The sequence below is a fragment of the Leifsonia sp. GW821-FHT13C09 genome (assembly GCF_058806435.1).
Genome location: NZ_JBXAPS010000002.1, coordinates 123,179 through 139,972 on the forward strand (window position 1 = coordinate 123,179; position 16,794 = coordinate 139,972).

A 16,794-nucleotide genomic window follows, 5' to 3' on the forward strand; every position below is an offset into this window, starting at 1 on the left:
TGGGTCAGGCGATCAGGAGCTCGGTGCCGGACACCGAGAAGTCGCGCTTCTGTTCTGAGCTGATCGCCGCGTCGGTGACGACGGCGGCGACCTGGTCGAGGCCGCAGATGCGGGCGAACGCCTCGCGGCCGAACTTGGAGGAGTCGACGGCGGCGATGGTCCGTCGCGACGCGGCGAGGCTGGCGCGCTTGATCGCGGCGTCCTCGAGATTCCACTCGGTGAACCCGGCGGCGGCGTCGACGGCGGAGGCCGTCATCACGTAGAGGTCGTAGCGGAAGTTCTGCAGCGCCCGCTCCGCCTCGGATCCGACGATGCTCGACTCGCCCGTCCGGATGAGGCCGCCCGGGATCATGACGCGTGTGGCGGACTCCGCGGAGAGGATGTCGGCGACGCGGAGGTTCAGGGCGCACACGGTGATGTTCCGGCCCACGAGCTCCTCCGCGATGGCCAGGCCGGTCGTCCCGCCGTCGAGGATGACGGTCTGGCCGTCGAGCACCTGCTTGGCGACGGCGATGGCGATCTGCCGCTTCGACTCGCTGTTGGTGCGGGAGCGCAGACCGAACGGCGGCTCGAAGCTCCCGCTCGCCGCAGGCGCCGCCCCGCCGTGGGTGCGGACGACGACGCCGGCGGCGGCGAGCTGGTTGAGGTCGCGGCGGATGGTCATCTCCGACACGTCGAACCGGGCGCTGAGCTCCGCGATCGTCGCCTCGCCGCGGCGGCCGAGCTGCTCGAGGATCTGCTGCTGTCGGGTTTCGGCGTTCATCGTGGTCTCCTGAGGCTCTGGTGGCGCGGTCCTGGATCAGTCAACCTCAGGCAGCTCCCCAGCGCGTGCCATCCAGGCCCGATTCCCCGGACGCAGGTTGCGGCCGATCAGGACGGCGACGCCGATGACCACGTAGAGCACCGCGATGAACGGCGCCAGGAGCACCGGGAAGGCCGGGAGCGGGACGATGCTGTAGTACGCGATCAGCAGCAGCGCGAGCGTGGAGACGATCGGCGCGACCACGTGCGCCCAGACGCTGAACTCGTCGGGGTGGTGCCGGCGGAAGAAGAGGAACGCGGCGATGTTCATCAGGATGAAGATCGGAATGTAGACGAAGGTCCCAGCGGTCCCGAGCAGGTTGAAGAGGTTGTACGGGCCGAGCGGGAGGCCGACGGCGAGGCAGACCAACACCGCGACGATCGACTGCACATAGACCGCGACGACCGGCGTGCGGTGCTTGCGCTGGACGGTGGCGAGGACGGACGGGAGGGCGCCGGTGCGGGCGATTCCGAAGATGGTCCGGGTCGCGCTGGTGGTGCAGGCGATGCAGACGCCGAGGCCGGAGTTGACGAGTGCGATCAGGATGATGAGCGAGGCGCCGTCGAACAGCCGGTCGGCGAGCACGAACGCCGGAGCGGTGGGCGACGAAGCGAGCTTGCCGAGGTCGTTCGTTCCCCAGCCGATCTGCAGGCCCCAGGCGGTGACGACGTAGAAGATGCCGATGAGAGTGAGGGAGCCGATGATCGCCTTAGGCACGATCCGCTTCGGGTCGCGCGACTCCTCGCCGACGGCGGCAGCGCTCTCGAAGCCGGTGAAGGCGAAGATCGAGAGGACGATCGCGAGGAAGAAGCCGGAGCCGTCGGTGATGTTGGCCGGGTTGAAACCGTTGAGGTTCACCCCGCCCGGGCCGGGGTGGATGAGGCCGGAGAGCGCGAGCCCGAGTCCGACCACCATCTCGAAGCAGGTCATCACGACGAGGAACTTGATCGAGATGACGATCCCGCGGTAGGCGCAGGCGAAGCAGATCGCGAGGATGACGACCGCATAGACCCACCACGGCACGTCGAACCCGTACTTGCCGGACAGTTCGTCCTGGAGCACGGCCCCGGTGAACGCGGCGAGCGCGGCGGGGACGACGGTGACCATGATCGCGTAGAGCCAGCCGGTCATGAACCCGGCCTTCGGGCCGATCCCGGCCGAGACGTAGGTGTAGAAGCCGCCGGCGGAGGGGAGGTGGCGGGCGACCCCGCGCATCGGCACCGCGATGACGAGGCAGACGAGGAAGGCCGCGAGGTAGGTCAGCGGAGCGGTGACGCCGGCCTGGCCGGTGGTGAAGGCGATCGTGTAGAAGATGCCGAGGGTCGGCGAGATCTGGGCGATCGACTGCATCAGAGTGCCGCCGAGCCCGATGGAGCCTCGGTTGAGACCAGAGGGGAGTTCGGGCTCCTCCACCGTCGAGGCTTCGTACTGGGTTGCTGACATGTGCGTTCTCCTTCGAACCGGGTGACCACACTCTAACACGTCTCGTGTTCATTCGCACATATTCGTTGTTCGAATGGACACCTTCTGTGCGAGTCGCGGAACAATCATCATGCCCACCGTGCCGACGACGAAGCCCCGCGGCGATCGGGATCGCCGCGGGGCTGGCTGGAGCGCAGGTAGGGATAACGTTCAGGGACGCCGGAACCGCTCGGCCCGAGGCGCGCCGCAGTCCTCCGCGTCCTCCTCCACATCCCCCGGCGCCACACCCGCGTGCGCCCGAACCCGCGCCACCACCGGCCCGAGCGCGAAGGCCGCGACCAGCAGCACCACGATCCCGACCGCGAGCGGCACGCTGCCGCCGACGAGCGTCGGCAGGTTCTGCAGGATGAGCACCAGGAAGAGCAGGAGCCCGGCGAGGCCCAGCGCCGGGGCCACGGCGCGGCGCCAGAGCGAGACGCCGGTGCCGCGGTTGCGCCCGAAGAAGACCAGCACCGCGACGCTGGTGATCCCGAGCAGCAGCACGATGCCGACGGAGGAGAAGCCCGCGAGCCACGTGTAGAACTGGTTGATCGGGTCGAGGCCGGTGACGACGCCGATCAGGAGCAGCACACCCACCACCACGCCGGTGGCGACCGAGGCGCGGTGCGGCGATCCGAGGCGGGCGTGCGCGTGGCCGAGGCGCTGCGGGAGGGCGGCGCGGCCCGAGAGGGTGAACACGTAGCGCGAGACGATGTTGTGGAACGACAGGATGCAGGCGAACAGACTGGTCACGAACAGCACCTGGATGATGTGCTCGCCGACCGTCCCGAGGTACTGCTGGGTGACGTCCGCGAGCAGCGTGCCGCCGTGGTCGGTCGCGGTCTTGACCGCCTTCGAGTCCCCCACCGCGCTGATCAGCGCCCAGCTGGAGACCGCGTAGAAGACGCCGATAAGGATCAGCGACAGGTAGGTGGCGCGCGGGATGGTGCGGTCGGGGTCGCGGGCCTCGTCACGGAACACGGCTGTCGCCTCGAAGCCGATGAAGCTGAGGATGGCGAAGAGGATGCCGATGCCGGGCGCGCCGGAGAGGATGGCGGACGGCGACACGATCCCGGTCGAGAGGCCCTCCGGGGTGTGGCCGCCGAACACGATCACCGCGTCCAGGACCAGCACGATCAGCACCTCGGCGACGAGGAGCACCGCGAGCACGCGCCCGGACAGCTCGATGTTGCGGTAGCCGAGGAAGACGACCACGCCGAACGCGACGGCCGCGTAGATCCACCACGGGATGCTCGGCACCCCGTATGAGCCGAGCAGCGACTGGATGCCGGGGCCGATCAGGCCGAAGACCGCGGCCTCCAGCGTGATGTACGACAGCAGGGCGGCGAAGCCGGTGCCGAGTCCGGCCGCTCGGCCCAGGCTGCGGTCGACGTACGAGTAGAAGGCGCCGGCCGACCTCACGTACGGCGTCATGGTGGTGAAGCCCACCGCGAAGAGCAGCAGGACGACGGTCGCGATCACGAACGTGAACGGGAAGCCGGTGCCGTTGCCGATCGCGATGCCGAGCGGGACCGGTCCGCCGATCACGCCGAGCGGGGAGGCCGCGGCGACGACCATGAACACGATCGAGGCGACGCCGAGGTTGCCGCGCAGGCGCGAGCGTGCCGGGGCGGCGGTGGAGGTCGGGATGGGCGCGGCGCTGGTCTGGTCTTCGATGGCCATGAGGGTTCTTTCGGGTGGAAGAAGGAGCGGAGCGGGACGGGTGTGAGCAGACAGTAGCGACACCCCGGAGGCGGTGTCGCGGCGGATTACCGAATGTTGCCGGCGGGCGGCGGAGAGCGGCGTCAGACCGCCGGGACGGGCTCGTCGAGCGTGACCAGCGCGGCGGGGTGCGGCGCGCTCGGGCGTGCCGACGCGCCGCCCAGCTTCTCGCGCAGCGTGCCCGGCCGGTACGCGGTCTGGTAGCGCCCGCGCCGCTGCAGCTCGGGCACCAGCAGGTCCACGACGCCCTCGAAGGTCTCCGGCACCGCGGCCGCGGCCAGGTTGAAACCGTCCACGCCGGTTTCGTCGACCCACTCCTCGAGCGCGTCGGCGACAGTCTCCGCTGAGCCGGCGATCACCGGGCCGTCGCCGCCGATCCGCGCGTACTCCGCGATCTCGCGCACGGTCCACTCGCGGTCCGGGTCGGCCGCGCTGAACGCCTTGACCACCGACTGGATGGCGTTGGAGTCCTGGTCGCGCAGCACGGCGTCGTCGTCCAGCGCGCTGAAGTCGATGCCGGTCCACCCGGACATCAGCGTCAATGCGCCGACGCGGGAGGCGACCTCCAGGTACTCGTCCAGCCTGCGGCGCGCCTCGGCGTCGGTCTCGGCGACGATCACGGTCTGCTGGTTGATGACAGCGACCGACGCGGCGTCGCGGCCGGCCGCGGACACGGCCTCGCGGAGCCCGGCGACCTGTCGTGCCAGCACCGCCTTGCTCGGAGCGGCGACGAACACGTTCTCCGCATGCTTCGCCGCGAACGCCAGCCCGCGTGCCGAGGCGCCGGCCTGGAACAGGAACGGCGTGCGCTGCGGGCTGGGCTCGCTGAGGTGGATGCCGGGCACTCGGAAGAACTCGCCTTCGTGCCGGATCGGCCGGACCCGCTCTGGATCTGCGTAAACGCCGGTCTCGACGTCCGCGACGACCGCGTCGTCGTCCCAGCTGGCCTGCCAGAGCTTGTAGACGACCTCCAGATACTCCTCGGCGATCTCGTACCGGCGGTCGTGCGCCTCCTGGCCGCTGACCCCGAGGTTCAGCGCTCCGCTGTTCAGGTAGGAGGTGACGATGTTCCAGCCGATGCGGCCGTTCGTCAGGTGGTCGAGTGTCGACATCCGGCGGGCGAAAGGATAAGGGTGCTCGAACGAGACGCTCGCGGTGACGCCGAAGCCGAGGTGCTCGGTCGCGGCCGCCATCGCCGGGATCAGCTGCAGCGGGTCGTTGACCGGCACCTGCACGCCGCCGCGCAGCGCCGCGTCCCTGCTGCCGCCGTAGACGTCGTACACGCCGAGGACGTCGGCGAGGAACACCGCGTCGATCAGCCCGCGCTCGAGCGTCTGCGCCAGCTCGATCCAGTAGTCGAGGTCGAGGTAGCGGCGGGACTCGTCCCTGGGGTGCCGCCAAAGGCCGGGCGAGAGGTGCCCGACCGTGTTCATCGTGAACGCGTTGAGCCGGATCTGCTGCGCCATCGCCGGTCAGATCCAGGAGTGCCGCGCGGGCAGCGTGCCGTTGAGCGCATAGTCGCCGATGATGACCGGCTTCCAGCGCACCGGGTCGTGCAGCGTGTGGACGCGCGCGTTCCGCCAGTACCGGTCGAGCGCCTTGGCGCCGAGTGTGGCGCGGGTGCCGCCGAGCTCGAGCAGCCGGCTGGAGGCCTCCAGCGACAGCTCGGTGGTCAGCACCTTGGCGCGGGCGACGGCGATGGAGGCCGCGGCCACGTTGGCCTCGTCCGCGGCCGGCTTGGCGGCGTCGATGGCCTCCCCCGCCTTCTCGGTGAGGGCCTCCGCCGCGGCGAGGTCGATGTCGAGCCGGCCGAGCCGCTCCAGCGTCAGCGGGTCCTTGGCGGCGGAGTCGACGCCGCTGTCGATCCAGGGTCGCGCCGCGCGGACGGCGTCGTGGGTCTCGCGGATGGCGCCGCGCGCGATGCCGAGGTCGATCGCCGCGGTCGTGAGCTGGGCGAAGGGTCCGGCGATCGTCGGGTTCTCGTACTCGGTGTGCATCGGGAACACCCGGTCGGCGGGGACGCGCAGGTCCTCCAGCACGACCGAGCCGCTGGAGGTCGCCCGCTGGCCGAATGCGGACCAGTCGTCCACCACGGTCAGGCCCGCGGAGTCACGCTCGGTGAACACGAGCTGTTCGAGCCCGTCCTCGTCCACCGCGAGCACCGGGATCCAGTGCGCGTACGCCGAGCCGGTCGAGTAGAACTTGCGGCCGGTCACGACGACCTCGTCGCCGTCGCGCACGAGGCGGGTCTGGATCTCGGCGACGTTCTTGCCGCCGGCCTCCGAGAACGCGTTGGCGAAGCGGGCGCCCGACAGCACGAGCTCGAAGAAGAACGCCTTCTGCTCCGGGGTGCCGGACAGACGGATGTCCTCGACGAGGCAGAAGTGGTTCTGCGGGATCTGGCCGAGTGACGGCTCGACGGCCGAGACCGTCGCGATCACGTCGGCGAGCGTCGCGTGCGACACCTCCGCTCCGCCGTACTCGCGGGGAATGGTGATCGCCCACAAGCCGGTCGCGCTGAACGCGTCGACGATCTCGATCGGGATGCGCCGGGCGGCGTCGATCTGCGCCGCGTGCGGGAGCACGGTCTCGGCGAAGGCGCGCGCGGCCGCGCGGGCCTCCGCGTCGGAGGAGATCACGCGGGCGGGGGAGATCACGCGGGCGGGCGCGGTGCTGCGGGCAGGGCTGACGACGGTGTCGCTGGGCATGGTGCCACCTCGGGAGGGTTCGGGACGGATTCTCTCGCCCAGAACGCTATCCCCCCGCGCACCGCCCCCGTCGCGCCGCCGAAACCCACCGTAACGTCCGAGGCGATTCGTGCCGAATGTCGCGTTACGTGCGCGCATTCGCGACATTCGTCACGAATGTGCGCGCGTGGCGTTACGCGGCGACGCGACGGGCGTCGGCAGGGAAGACGCGCCGGGCGACGAGGTTCCAGAGTCCGGCGAACAGCAGCACGCCGGCGACGCCGTTGAGCACACCGCCGACCACGTCGGTCCCGTAGTGGACACCGACGTAGAGGCGCGACCACATCACGAGGGCCACGAAGACCGCGCCCACCACGATGACGATCGTGCGGGCGAGCGTGCCGCGGCAGACCATCGCCAGGGCGGTCACGAGCGCCGCGGCGAACACGACGTGGCCGCTCGGGTAGCTGAGGGTCGCCGGGTTGACGTGCAGCAGGTGGGTCAGGCCGGCGGTCGTCGGGCGCGGCTGGGCGACGACGGTCTTGACGACCAGCGTCGTGAGCCAGCCGAGGCCGGTGACGATGACGGCGCCGAGGGCGAGCCTCCAGCCCTTCACGAACAGCAGGATCACGAAGGTGATCACGAGGATGACTGCGACGACCGTGGGCCGGTCGAGCTGGTCCAGCAGCAGGGCAGTCTTGTCGAGCAGCGGCGAGTTCAGGGCGTTCACGGCCGCGTCGAGCCCGTTGAAGCGCAGAGCGACCACCCATTTGGCGGCGAAACCGAGCGCGAAGGTCAGGACGAACAGGACGACGGTCCAGACGATCCAGTGTCTGGGGATACGGAGCTGGGCGGGCTTCACGAGACGGGTCTCCTTTCGGGCGGACGTCTCAGTCAAGCACTGTTCGGCTCAGCAAGCTCTAAGAGAGCACGGAGAAACGTTGCGCGTCTCTCAGGCGGCCGCGCCGCGGCGGACGTTCGCCGGGCGCGTGTTGACGACCTCCACGCGAGCGCCGACGAACGTGTGGGCGCTCTCGCTGATGTGGTACTGCGTGTGCGACAAGCGCGCGTCGTGCGAGCGCACCAGGTCGCGCGCGGCCGCACGGCGGGAGCGCACGCCTGCCAGCGCCACCGCCGCGCAGATCAGCACGGTCACCGCGGCCGCGATGGCCACCGCGTCGGCGAGGAGCAGCCAGCCGGCCGGGAGATGGGCCGCCGTCGCGAAGCCCACGGCCACGGCGACCGCCGCCAGCAGGGAGCCCGAGATCAGGACGGCGCGGCGGGCGAGCGCCCACCGGCTCATGGCGAGCAGCGCGGAGGCCGCGGCGATCTCCCGCTCCTGCTGGCGGCGGCGTTCCTTGGCCCAGTGCAGGTCGCGTTCGTGGCGGCGGGCGAGCCGCTGCGCGTCGTCGTGGGCGCGATCGTAGGAGGTGTGGTGGTTCACAGACGTGTCCTTCGGGTAGACGTGGCTGTCCTAGGTGAGGTGGAGCCGGTGCTGTGGTGCGATGTGCTGCGATGCGGCGCGGCGCGAGCTGCCGCGCGTGGTCAGTGCGACGGCGTGCTGACGACCGCCGGGGAGCCGGCCGGGAGCGACGACACCGAGCCGAGCGTCGGAGCCGGGCCGAACGCGGGGGCGGAGACGACGGGCATCGGAGCCGGCGCGGGCGGCGGGGTCAGGGCGACGACCGGGGCGAGCGCGGGCGAGGAGGGCGTCGCCGGGGCGGCAGGCGCGGCCGGGTCCGCTGAGCGGCGGCCGCCCGGGGTCGGCAGGGACTCGGGGGCGCGCAGTCCGATGTCGGAGAGCGTGCTGTCCGTCCAGCCGGCGCGCTGTGCGACCTGCCAGGCGGAGACGTAGTCGGCGATGGCGCTGTCGAGGTCGTTGAGGCGCTTGGCGAGTTCGCGCACCGCGTCGAGACGGGCGGTGATCTCGGACTCGAGAAGCACGTGCGCGCGCTCCGCGGCCTTCTCGGGGTCGACGGTGGTTCCGTTCGAGGGGTTCACAATAGGGTCCTTCCGCTTGGTTCGGGTCGGGGCAAAAGGCTTGGAACATCGACGCTGCGATGCGTCACGGCGAGCATAGCCAGAAAGACCGTTCTGTGGGTCGTTTGGAGGACATTGATTTGTCCCCCAATCCGGGCGACACGGACCCGGCGTGTCGCGGAGCCACCGGCGTGCCTCAGGGGCGCAGCAGCACCTTGCCTGTGCGGCCGGAGCGGGTCGCGACCTCCACCGCCTCCCGGATCCGGTCGAACCCGAAGACGGCCTCCACCGGCAGTGTGATCGCGCCGGTCGCGGCCGCGCGGATCAGCTCGCCGAAGAGCTCCGCACGCTTGCCCGGCTCCATGGAAGAGCTGACCTTGCTGCCCCAGAAGCCCTTGACCACGGTCTGCTTGAAGATGAGGTCACCGGACGACAGCCGCATCGGCTCGCCCGCGGTGGAGCCGAACGACACCAGCGTGCCGCCCTCCGAGAGGAGCGCCAGCAGCTCGCCGCTCGCCTCGCCGCCGATCGAGTCGACCGCCACCGCGATCCGGGCGCCGTTCGCGAGGGCGCGCACACGCTGCCGCCAGTCGTCGGCGCCGGTCGCGACCAGGTTCGGGATGCCCTGCGCCCCCAGCGCGTCGGCGTCGTGCTGCCGGCGCACCAGCCCGATGACCTTCTCGTCGCGGGTCGCCGCGAACTGCGCGAGCAGCCGGCCGACCGCGCCGTTCGCCGCGTTCTGCAGGATGACCTCCCCCGGCTTCACGTCGAGGTAGTCGAGTAGGCTGAGCGCGCTGAACGGCATGGCGACGAGCTGCGCGGCGACCTCGTCGCGCAGCCCGTCCGGCACCGGGATGAGCGCGCCCGCCGGTGCGACGAACGCCTCCGCCCAGACGCCGAACGTGCCGCCGGTGACCACACGCTGCCCGACAGCGAGCGCCGTGACGCCGTCGCCGACCGCGTCCACGACGCCTACGGCCTCCGTCCCCGCCCCGGCGGGCAGCGTCGGCTTGAAGCCGTACGTGCCTCGGATGGTCCACAGGTCGTGGTTGTGGATGGGCGAGAGCACGGTGCGCACCCGCACCTGACCCGCCTTCGGTTCGGGGAGCGGACGCTCCTCCACCTTCAGGACCCGTGCCGGGTCGCCGAACTCGTCCTGGACGATCGCGCGCATGCGGTCCATGCTAGGCGGCCGGGCGCACGGCGCTCAATGCACGGCGGCGACCGTCCCGCCCGGGACGAGCTCTCCCCGCATCAGGATCTGACCCGGCTCCCCCGCTCCCTGCTCGATCGCGTCGATCATCAGGTCCACGGACGCACGCCCGATCTTCTCGATGGGCTGACGGAAGGTGGTCAGTGCCAGCAGGGAGGTCGTGAGCGGGCCGATCCCGTCGAAGCCGGTCACCGAGAGCTCCCCCGGCACGTTCACGCCCGCGGCCCGGCAGAACTCCATCACCGCGACCTGCGTGCGGTCGTTCGGGCACCTACCCGGTCGCCCAGGCGGCGATCGACCAGGTGACGGACGTCGCGGACGTCCCGGCCAGCCCCGGCTGCTTATGGGTGCGTTCAGCGCGATCCGAGCGGCGATGATCCCGCAAATGCAGGCAGCGTTCTCGGGCTCCAAGACGATGAAGCAGGCGCTCAGCGACGCGACGACAGCCGGGAACCAGGCGATCGCCGACTAGAAGGCGCAGTTCGCGGGGGGACTGAGAGCGGGCGAAGCGCGGCGGGGCACGGTCCTGATGGCTTTGCTCCGCCGCGTTCGGCCGGCGGCCGCCGCGACGCGTTTCGGTCCGGCCCGGAGTGCCCTCAATCAGCAGGAACCCGCGGGACGAACACGCCCTGATGTCTGTACAAAGCCCGCTCGTCATTGCCGCGCACTGCGCGGACGCCCCCGACCACCACAAACAGACCTGAGCCGATGGCGGTGACGGACTCGATTCGTCCGCTGAACTGGCCGACGAACTCACCTGGCAGGTGGAGACCGTCATCGTTGACGTGCAGCTTCTCGTCACCCCAGTCCCAGCGCGGCTCCGCTTCACCGCAGAGCCGCAACGCCAAAGCACGCTGTGCGTCCGTGAGCAGGGTCAGAGCCACGGGGAGGGCGACGGATACGCTCTTGCCGAAGTGACCCCGCGGGTTGGCGACGAATCCGAACATCACGGGTTCGGTGGACAGAGACACGAACGAGGTCAGCAGCATCGAGATCTGTCCTTCTGCTGCTCCAAGCGTGGCCGCCCAGGCAGCTGTAGGACGCTGTCTCAGAACGTCGCGATACACCTCGTCCAAATTATTCATCGGTTCCCCCTTCGCGCCGCCATTACCCTCCCTGAGCTGGGACAATCGCTGCTTCTCCAGCGAGAATCAGCGCCAACACGAGCATGAGTACGCCGGCCGCGGCGTTGAAGTACGCGATGGCGCGTGGCGAGCGGCCCAACCGGGCCCGGGCACGGTGAGCTCCTTCGACCCACGCCAAGTCGATGACTACTCCGAGCAGGACAGGCACGGCGGACATGATGAGCAATTGGACCTGAAGTGGAATCGCGTCGTCGTTGTGCGGGAGGAACGAGGGCACGATCGCGGCGAAGATGATCAGCGCCTTCGGGTTGGTGAACCCGACGACGACCCCCAGCGTGAAAGGACCGCGGCGTCCCCGATCCGCTCCCCCGTCGGTGTCGAGGCTTCCCGATGCTGTCCTTGAGCGGCGGAGGAAGCTCAGACCGATGAACGCGAGCATGACTGCCCCGAGGATCCGCACCACCGCAAGCAGGAATTCGTACTGCGTCAGCAGGACGCCGAGGCCGACCGCGACTATCACACCGACAGTGAAGGTGCCGATAGCGTTGCCGAACACGGCCCGAAGCGCCGTACCACGGCCGTGGGCGAGAGCGACGCCGACCAGGTAGATGACGCTCGGACCGGGGACCGCTATCAGCACTCCGACCGCGACAGCGAGGCCGACGATAGCCGCGATCATATTCAGCTGGACGCGTTCCGCGACAGCCCGTCGATGTACTCATAGCACGTTGGGAGGGTTGCGATCGCCTGGTCGGCGCGCACTCGCACAGCTGAGAAGTTGTCGGTCGCCGCGTCCTTGCCTTGCGCGCGAATCGCTGGACGTGGCTGGCGCGGGCCGCCGGTGAGGCCAAGGAGCATCGTGTTCCAGGAATAGGACTCGAAGCCGTGATAATCGGGGTAGATGCTCTGATCGTCGAGCAGCATCGCATCACCCACTCTGAGCACGCGTTCTACCTCGGGAGTCCTCACACGGGTCTTGAGATCGCGCCAGTAAGCGGAGTCGTTCCGGCGCGCCGCGGAGAAGTGGAGGGCGAGGAAGTGCTTGACGCCTTCGGTCATCCCACGGACGCGTCGGTTGTACTCCTCTCGGAGCGGCGCGTCGTCGGCGTCATCTCCGGATGGCATGAATCGGACGAACAGCTCGATCGCTTGCTGGATGAAGAAGATGCCGGTCGATTCCAGGGGCTCCACGAAGGCAGCAGAGAGGCCGATGCCCACACAGTTGCCGAGCCACGGCGTAGTGGCGCGACCGATGCGCATCCGGATGTGATTCGCCTCATAGCCGTCGGTGTCGACCGGGATGGAATCGCGGAGCTCCCGTTCGGCTTCGTCCGGGGTGATGAATTCGTCGCAATAGACGTACCCGTAGCCGTTGCGCTGGTAGAGCGGGATGGTCCACCGCCAACCGGCGGTCATCGTCTTCGCAGTGGTGAACGGCTCCATGTCCTCAACCTCGGCGCGCGGAACACGCAACGCCACTGCCCGGTTGTTCGGGAGCACGTCGGCGAAAGACTCGAACTCCACGCCGAGCGCGCCTCCGAGCAGCAGGCTCCTGAACCCCGTGCAGTCGACGAAATAATCCGCTTCGATGAGGCCGCGTTCCCCGGTCAGAACACCGTCGATACGTTCCGAGCGGGTTCGGACCTCCACGACGTCGTCGGTGATGTGTGTGACACCTCGCGCAACTGCGTACTCAGCGAGGAACTCAGCGACCTTGTCAGCGTCGAAGTGGTAGGCATACGGGAATTGATCCCGCTGCTCCATGAGAGTGGTCTCGCCGAGTGATTCCGGCGCGAGCACGTATACCGTTCCGTCCGAACGTCGAGGCGATCGGAGGGCCTCGCAGAGATTCGGGCTGACGAACGTCGCGGTGTCGAACCGGCCTCGCTCTTCCGGGTCCGCGGCGAGCCACCATTCAGCGAGGGAGAATCCACGCACATTTGTCCCAGCGCTCGAACGGATGAAAGAAGTGCGATCCGTCGCCGGACCAGTTCTCGAACTTGATCCCGAGCTTGTATCCTCCGCCGCAGCGCGGCAACCACTCGGACTCGTCAAGGCCGAGGAAATCGAAGAAGTGCCGGATCGTGCTGAAGGTGGCCTCACCCACGCCGATCCGGTTCACGCGTGCCGACTCGATGACTGTGACCTCGAGCGACGGCACCGCCTTCGATAAGTACGCCGCGGTCATCCATCCCGCTGTTCCACCGCCGACAACCAGAATCCTCTTCATGTCTCCCCCGAGATCGTGTGCTCGGCGCCAGACGGACCAGCCCGCCAGCGCGCTCGCCGCCACGCTAGTGGCAGCCCGGCGTAGCTTCTGCGCCGTTCGTGCGGGTACCGCATTTCAGGGACCGAAGTTTCACCCGGTCGGCCATCCCGCCGTGGCGGGCTCGGCGGCAGAGGTGTGCTCTACGCGGACCCCGCCCCCGCGAAGGCCTTCTCGAGCAGCCCGTCGTACTCGCGCTTCGCGTCGTCGTGCACGCGCGCGCCGTCGGCCGTGATGCCGACGAACAGCGCCCGCCGGTCGTAGTCGCAGGTGTTCCGCTCCACCAGGCCCGCCTTCACGAGGCGGTCGACGATCCGGGAGAGGGCACTCTGGGTCATCGGCGTGAGGTCGACGAGGTTGCGCATGGTGCACGACTCGTTCGCGTAGCCCGCGACGAGGTCGAGGACCTCGTACTCGCTGAGGCCGAGCTGGTGGCTCTGCTGGAGAGTGCGCTCCAGCTCCGCGGCGGTGTTGAGGTAGAGGCCCTGCAATTCTCGCCAGCGGGCCGAGACGTCGACCGGTTCGTTCACGGGTGCAATGATACGCTCGCTTCCTTGCGAACTACATGAATGTGCATACTTTGCTGACACAATCTATTCCGTGTCATAGACTCTCGTTCGTGCTGAACTCCGACACCGCCTCCCGCCCCGCCGTCCGGCCGTCCGGGCCGCCCACCACCGCCGGATCCGCCCCGGCCGTCCGGTGGAGCCGCGCCCGCTGGCTGCTGCTCTTCGCTACCTGCATCGTGATCGCGCTCGACGGCCTCGACGTCTCGATGGTCGGGGTCGCCCTCCCGTCGATCGGCAAGGAGCTCGGCCTCCAGCCGGGGGCACTGCAGTGGATCGTGTCGGGCTACGTGCTCGGCTACGGCAGCCTCCTGCTGCTCGGCGGGCGCCTGGCCGACCTGCTGGGCCGCCGCACGGTGCTCCTGGTCGCGCTGAGCGTCTTCACCGTGGCCTCCCTCGCCGGAGGGCTTTCGATGGATGCGGGCCTCCTGATCGCCAGCCGCTTCGTCAAGGGCGTGGCAGCCGCGTTCACCGCGCCCGCGGCGTTCTCGCTGATCACGACCAACTTCGAGGAAGGGCCCGAGCGCAACAAGGCCATCTCGATCTTCACGACCTTCGCCGCGAGCGGCTTCTCGCTCGGGCTCATCATGAGCGGGCTGATGACGTCGCTGAGCTGGCGGTGGACCTTCCTCTTCTCGGTCCCGCTCGCCGTGCTCGCCCTGGCGCTCGGGTTCCTGTTCGTGCCGAAGGACGCCCGCGAGCGCGGCGCCGGTCACGACGTCCTCGGCGCGATCCTGCTGGCGGCCGGGATGCTGCTGCTCGTCTACACGGTGGTGTCGGCGCCGGGTGCGGGCTGGGGCTCGCTGCCCACCGTGCTCGGCTTCGTCGTCGCCGGCGTGCTGCTGGCCGCGTTCGTGATCCTGGAGCTGCGGGTGCGGCATCCGCTGATCCGGTTCGGGATCTTCCGGATCGCTTCGGTGCTGCGCGCGAACCTCACCGCGATCACCCTGTTCGGCTCGTACGTCTCCTTCCAGTTCGTGCTGACGCTCTACCTGCAGGACGTCCTCGGCTGGTCGCCGCTCGGCATGGCGCTCGCGCTGCTGCCGACCGGGCTGGTGGTCGTCTCGAGCGCGCCGTTCACCGACCGCCTGATCGACCGCTTCGGGCCGACCGTGCTGATCATCGTCGGCCTGGGCTCGCTCTCCGCCGGCTACCTGCTGTTCCTGCGGCTCGGCACCGCTCCGGTCTACTGGCTGGACGTGCTCCCGCCGGTGGTGCTGCTGGGTGTCGGCTTCGGGATCGGCTTCCCGTCGATCCAGGTGCAGGCGACGACCGGTGTCCACGACGACGAGCAGGGACTCGCGGCCGGGCTCGTGCAGACCAGCGCCCAGGTCGGGGGCGCCCTCGCACTGGCGGTCACGACCGCGCTGATCGCGGGCGGCCCGGCGGCGGCCGCGACCCACGACCCGGCCGGCCTCGCCGCACAGCTGGCGCACTACCGTCCCGGACTCTACCTGAGCGCGGGGCTGGCGCTCGCCGGCCTCCTCATCGCGGCACTCCCCCGCCGCCGCCCCGCGAAGCCGTAACAGTCGAGTACGACGAAAATCAGGCTTTGATCGTGCAAATGCCTGATTACCGTCGTACTCGGCGGCTTGTATCAGGGGTGCTCGAGGGGGGCGGTTAGGGCGGGGGGTGCGATGCGGAAGAGCCGCGTCCGCCAGAGCAGGTAGCCGAGGCCGAGCGCGACCCAGACCCCTCCGACGACCATGGCGCTCGGCTCGAGGCTGAACCAGAGGGCGACATTGACCGCCACCCCGAGGGCCGGGAGCACGACGAACCCGAAGGCGCGGCGCCAGCCGCGCTCCTTCACGAACCGGACGTAGGTGAAGATCACTGACAGGTTGACGAAGATGAACGCCGCGAACGCGCCGAAGTTGATCAGCGAGGCCGCGCGGCTGAGGTCGAGGAAGACGGCCGAACAGGCCAAGGCCGCGATGAGCAGCACGTTCCCGGCCGGGACGCCCGCCTTGTTGAGCCTGCCGAAGAAGCGGCGCGGGAGTGCGCCGTCGCGGCCCATCGCGAACAGCAGGCGCGCCGCGCTCATCTGCTGCGTGATCCCACAGCCCAGCACCGCCACCATGAAGCCGCCGATGAAGAGCGCCTGGAACGCCGCACCCCCGATGTACTTCGCGATCTCGGGCGACGCCCCGACGATGTTGCCGACCTTCGACACGTCCGGGAACAGCACCTGCATCACGTAGGTGACGCTCACGAAGAAGAGGCCCGCGACCCCCACGATGATGAGGATGGCACGCGGGATGTCGCGCCGCGGGTGCTCCGCCTCCTCCGCGAGCGTGCTGACCGCGTCGAAGCCGAGGAACGACAGGGCGAGGATCGCGGCGCCGGACGCGATGGCTCCGGCGTCGATCCCGGGAGAGAAGAACGGCGCGACCGAGAAGTGCGCGCCGTTCGCGCCTTCGACGATGTTCTTGATCGTGAGCCCGACGAACGCCACGGCGACCACGACCTGGATGACGACCAGGATCACGTTGACCTTGGCCGCGATCCGCACGCCGATGAGGTTGAGCGCGGTGCACAGCACGATGGTCGACAGGATCCACACCCATGACGGCACCTCCGGGAACGCCGCCGTCATGTAGATCGCCGAGAGCAGTGCGTTGATCATGGGCAGCAGGAGGTAGTCGAGCGTCGCCGCCCAGCCGACCAGGAACCCGAGGTGCGGGTTGATCGCCTCGCGAGTGTAGGTGTACGCGGAGCCCGCGCGCGGGTAGAAGCGGACCATCTTGGCGTAGCTGAGCGCCCAGATGAGGACCGCGATCAGCACCAGCAGGTACGACAGCGGAACGTGACCGTGGGTGATGTCGGCGACGATCCCGAAGGTGTCGAACACCGCCAGCGGGGCCATGTAGGCGAGGCCGAGGAACACGATGTGGCGCAGGGTGAGGCTGCGGCGGAGGCCGGCGGCCTCCAGCTCCTCGGCGGTCTCGGCGGAACGGGCGGGCGAGATGGCGGGGTCGAGCTGGGACATCGGGTGGATCCTTTCGCGACGGT

General features: G+C 69.4%; 17 protein-coding genes. 1 reads left to right on the top strand and 16 read right to left on the bottom strand.

Annotated features, from left to right (window positions below; translation table 11 throughout):
• Positions 1 to 4 precede the first annotated feature (4 nt).
• From AC1ROW_RS08710 to AC1ROW_RS08780, 15 genes are all read right to left on the bottom strand, one after another.
• Positions 5 to 763, bottom strand: coding sequence for a DeoR/GlpR family DNA-binding transcription regulator (locus tag AC1ROW_RS08710; RefSeq protein ID WP_493018485.1), 759 nt, complete (start codon positions 761 to 763; stop codon positions 5 to 7).
• Positions 764 to 799: 36 nt separating this feature from the next.
• Positions 800 to 2,245 (bottom strand): APC family permease, encoded by a 1,446-nt coding sequence (locus AC1ROW_RS08715; RefSeq protein ID WP_493018486.1) that lies wholly within the window; start codon positions 2,243 to 2,245, stop codon positions 800 to 802.
• Positions 2,246 to 2,434: 189 nt separating this feature from the next.
• The gene (locus AC1ROW_RS08720) at positions 2,435 to 3,946 is read right to left on the bottom strand and encodes an APC family permease (protein WP_493018487.1); all 1,512 of its coding nucleotides are present in this window, start codon (positions 3,944 to 3,946) and stop codon (positions 2,435 to 2,437) included.
• A gap of 122 nt (positions 3,947 to 4,068) precedes the next feature.
• Positions 4,069 to 5,451, bottom strand: a complete 1,383-nt coding sequence (locus AC1ROW_RS08725; protein ID WP_493018488.1) for an LLM class flavin-dependent oxidoreductase — start codon at positions 5,449 to 5,451, stop codon at positions 4,069 to 4,071.
• Between the two features lie 6 nt (positions 5,452 to 5,457).
• Positions 5,458 to 6,693, bottom strand: coding sequence for an SfnB family sulfur acquisition oxidoreductase (locus AC1ROW_RS08730; RefSeq protein WP_493018489.1), 1,236 nt, complete (start codon positions 6,691 to 6,693; stop codon positions 5,458 to 5,460).
• 172 nt (positions 6,694 to 6,865) lie between these two features.
• Positions 6,866 to 7,534: a phosphatase PAP2 family protein gene (locus AC1ROW_RS08735; RefSeq protein ID WP_493018491.1), complete on the bottom strand. Its 669-nt coding sequence runs from the start codon at positions 7,532 to 7,534 to the stop codon at positions 6,866 to 6,868.
• 90 nt (positions 7,535 to 7,624) lie between these two features.
• On the bottom strand, positions 7,625 to 8,116 hold the full coding sequence (locus AC1ROW_RS08740; RefSeq protein WP_493018492.1) for a hypothetical protein: 492 nt from the start codon (positions 8,114 to 8,116) through the stop codon (positions 7,625 to 7,627).
• A 101-nt stretch (positions 8,117 to 8,217) separates the two neighbouring features.
• Positions 8,218 to 8,673: a hypothetical protein gene (locus AC1ROW_RS08745; protein ID WP_493018493.1), complete on the bottom strand. Its 456-nt coding sequence runs from the start codon at positions 8,671 to 8,673 to the stop codon at positions 8,218 to 8,220.
• A gap of 175 nt (positions 8,674 to 8,848) precedes the next feature.
• Positions 8,849 to 9,826, bottom strand: coding sequence for a zinc-binding dehydrogenase (locus AC1ROW_RS08750; protein ID WP_493018494.1), 978 nt, complete (start codon positions 9,824 to 9,826; stop codon positions 8,849 to 8,851).
• Between the two features lie 33 nt (positions 9,827 to 9,859).
• Positions 9,860 to 10,276 (bottom strand): substrate-binding domain-containing protein, encoded by a 417-nt coding sequence (locus AC1ROW_RS08755; protein WP_493018495.1) that lies wholly within the window; start codon positions 10,274 to 10,276, stop codon positions 9,860 to 9,862.
• Positions 10,277 to 10,461: 185 nt separating this feature from the next.
• Positions 10,462 to 10,950 (bottom strand): flavin reductase, encoded by a 489-nt coding sequence (locus AC1ROW_RS08760; protein ID WP_493018496.1) that lies wholly within the window; start codon positions 10,948 to 10,950, stop codon positions 10,462 to 10,464.
• 22 nt (positions 10,951 to 10,972) lie between these two features.
• Positions 10,973 to 11,629, bottom strand: a complete 657-nt coding sequence (locus tag AC1ROW_RS08765; protein ID WP_493018497.1) for a LysE family translocator — start codon at positions 11,627 to 11,629, stop codon at positions 10,973 to 10,975.
• Positions 11,630 to 11,631: 2 nt separating this feature from the next.
• Positions 11,632 to 12,888, bottom strand: a complete 1,257-nt coding sequence (locus AC1ROW_RS08770) for a tryptophan 7-halogenase (RefSeq protein WP_493018498.1) — start codon at positions 12,886 to 12,888, stop codon at positions 11,632 to 11,634.
• Positions 12,866 to 13,180, bottom strand: a complete 315-nt coding sequence (locus AC1ROW_RS08775) for a tryptophan 7-halogenase (protein WP_493019002.1) — start codon at positions 13,178 to 13,180, stop codon at positions 12,866 to 12,868. Before AC1ROW_RS08775 ends, AC1ROW_RS08770 begins: the two co-directional genes overlap by 23 nt.
• Positions 13,181 to 13,359: 179 nt before the next feature.
• Entirely contained in the window at positions 13,360 to 13,746 is a 387-nt protein-coding gene (locus AC1ROW_RS08780) for a MarR family winged helix-turn-helix transcriptional regulator (protein ID WP_493018499.1), read from the bottom strand.
• 89 nt (positions 13,747 to 13,835) lie between these two features.
• Here AC1ROW_RS08780 and AC1ROW_RS08785 point away from each other — a divergent pair, with 89 nt between their 5' ends.
• Positions 13,836 to 15,308 (top strand): MFS transporter, encoded by a 1,473-nt coding sequence (locus AC1ROW_RS08785; protein ID WP_493018500.1) that lies wholly within the window; start codon positions 13,836 to 13,838, stop codon positions 15,306 to 15,308.
• A 71-nt stretch (positions 15,309 to 15,379) separates the two neighbouring features.
• Here the strand turns inward: AC1ROW_RS08785 and AC1ROW_RS08790 are convergent, their stop codons facing one another.
• Complete coding sequence (locus AC1ROW_RS08790; protein WP_493018501.1) at positions 15,380 to 16,771, bottom strand: APC family permease; 1,392 nt, start codon at positions 16,769 to 16,771, stop codon at positions 15,380 to 15,382.
• Positions 16,772 to 16,794: the final 23 nt, after the last annotated feature.

What these genes read in the sequence shown, in the direction of transcription:
- AC1ROW_RS08710 (WP_493018485.1), bottom strand. Translation starts at nt 763, where the DNA reads ATGAACGCCGAAACCCGACAGCAGCAGATCCTCGAGCAGCTCGGCCGC.
- AC1ROW_RS08715 (WP_493018486.1), bottom strand. Translation starts at nt 2,245, where the DNA reads ATGTCAGCAACCCAGTACGAAGCCTCGACGGTGGAGGAGCCCGAACTC.
- AC1ROW_RS08720 (WP_493018487.1), bottom strand. Translation starts at nt 3,946, where the DNA reads ATGGCCATCGAAGACCAGACCAGCGCCGCGCCCATCCCGACCTCCACC.
- AC1ROW_RS08725 (WP_493018488.1), bottom strand. Translation starts at nt 5,451, where the DNA reads ATGGCGCAGCAGATCCGGCTCAACGCGTTCACGATGAACACGGTCGGG.
- AC1ROW_RS08730 (WP_493018489.1), bottom strand. Translation starts at nt 6,693, where the DNA reads ATGCCCAGCGACACCGTCGTCAGCCCTGCCCGCAGCACCGCGCCCGCC.
- AC1ROW_RS08750 (WP_493018494.1), bottom strand. Translation starts at nt 9,826, where the DNA reads ATGCGCGCGATCGTCCAGGACGAGTTCGGCGACCCGGCACGGGTCCTG.
- AC1ROW_RS08760 (WP_493018496.1), bottom strand. Translation starts at nt 10,950, where the DNA reads ATGAATAATTTGGACGAGGTGTATCGCGACGTTCTGAGACAGCGTCCT.
- AC1ROW_RS08765 (WP_493018497.1), bottom strand. Translation starts at nt 11,629, where the DNA reads ATGATCGCGGCTATCGTCGGCCTCGCTGTCGCGGTCGGAGTGCTGATA.
- AC1ROW_RS08775 (WP_493019002.1), bottom strand. Translation starts at nt 13,180, where the DNA reads ATGAAGAGGATTCTGGTTGTCGGCGGTGGAACAGCGGGATGGATGACC.
- AC1ROW_RS08790 (WP_493018501.1), bottom strand. Translation starts at nt 16,771, where the DNA reads ATGTCCCAGCTCGACCCCGCCATCTCGCCCGCCCGTTCCGCCGAGACC.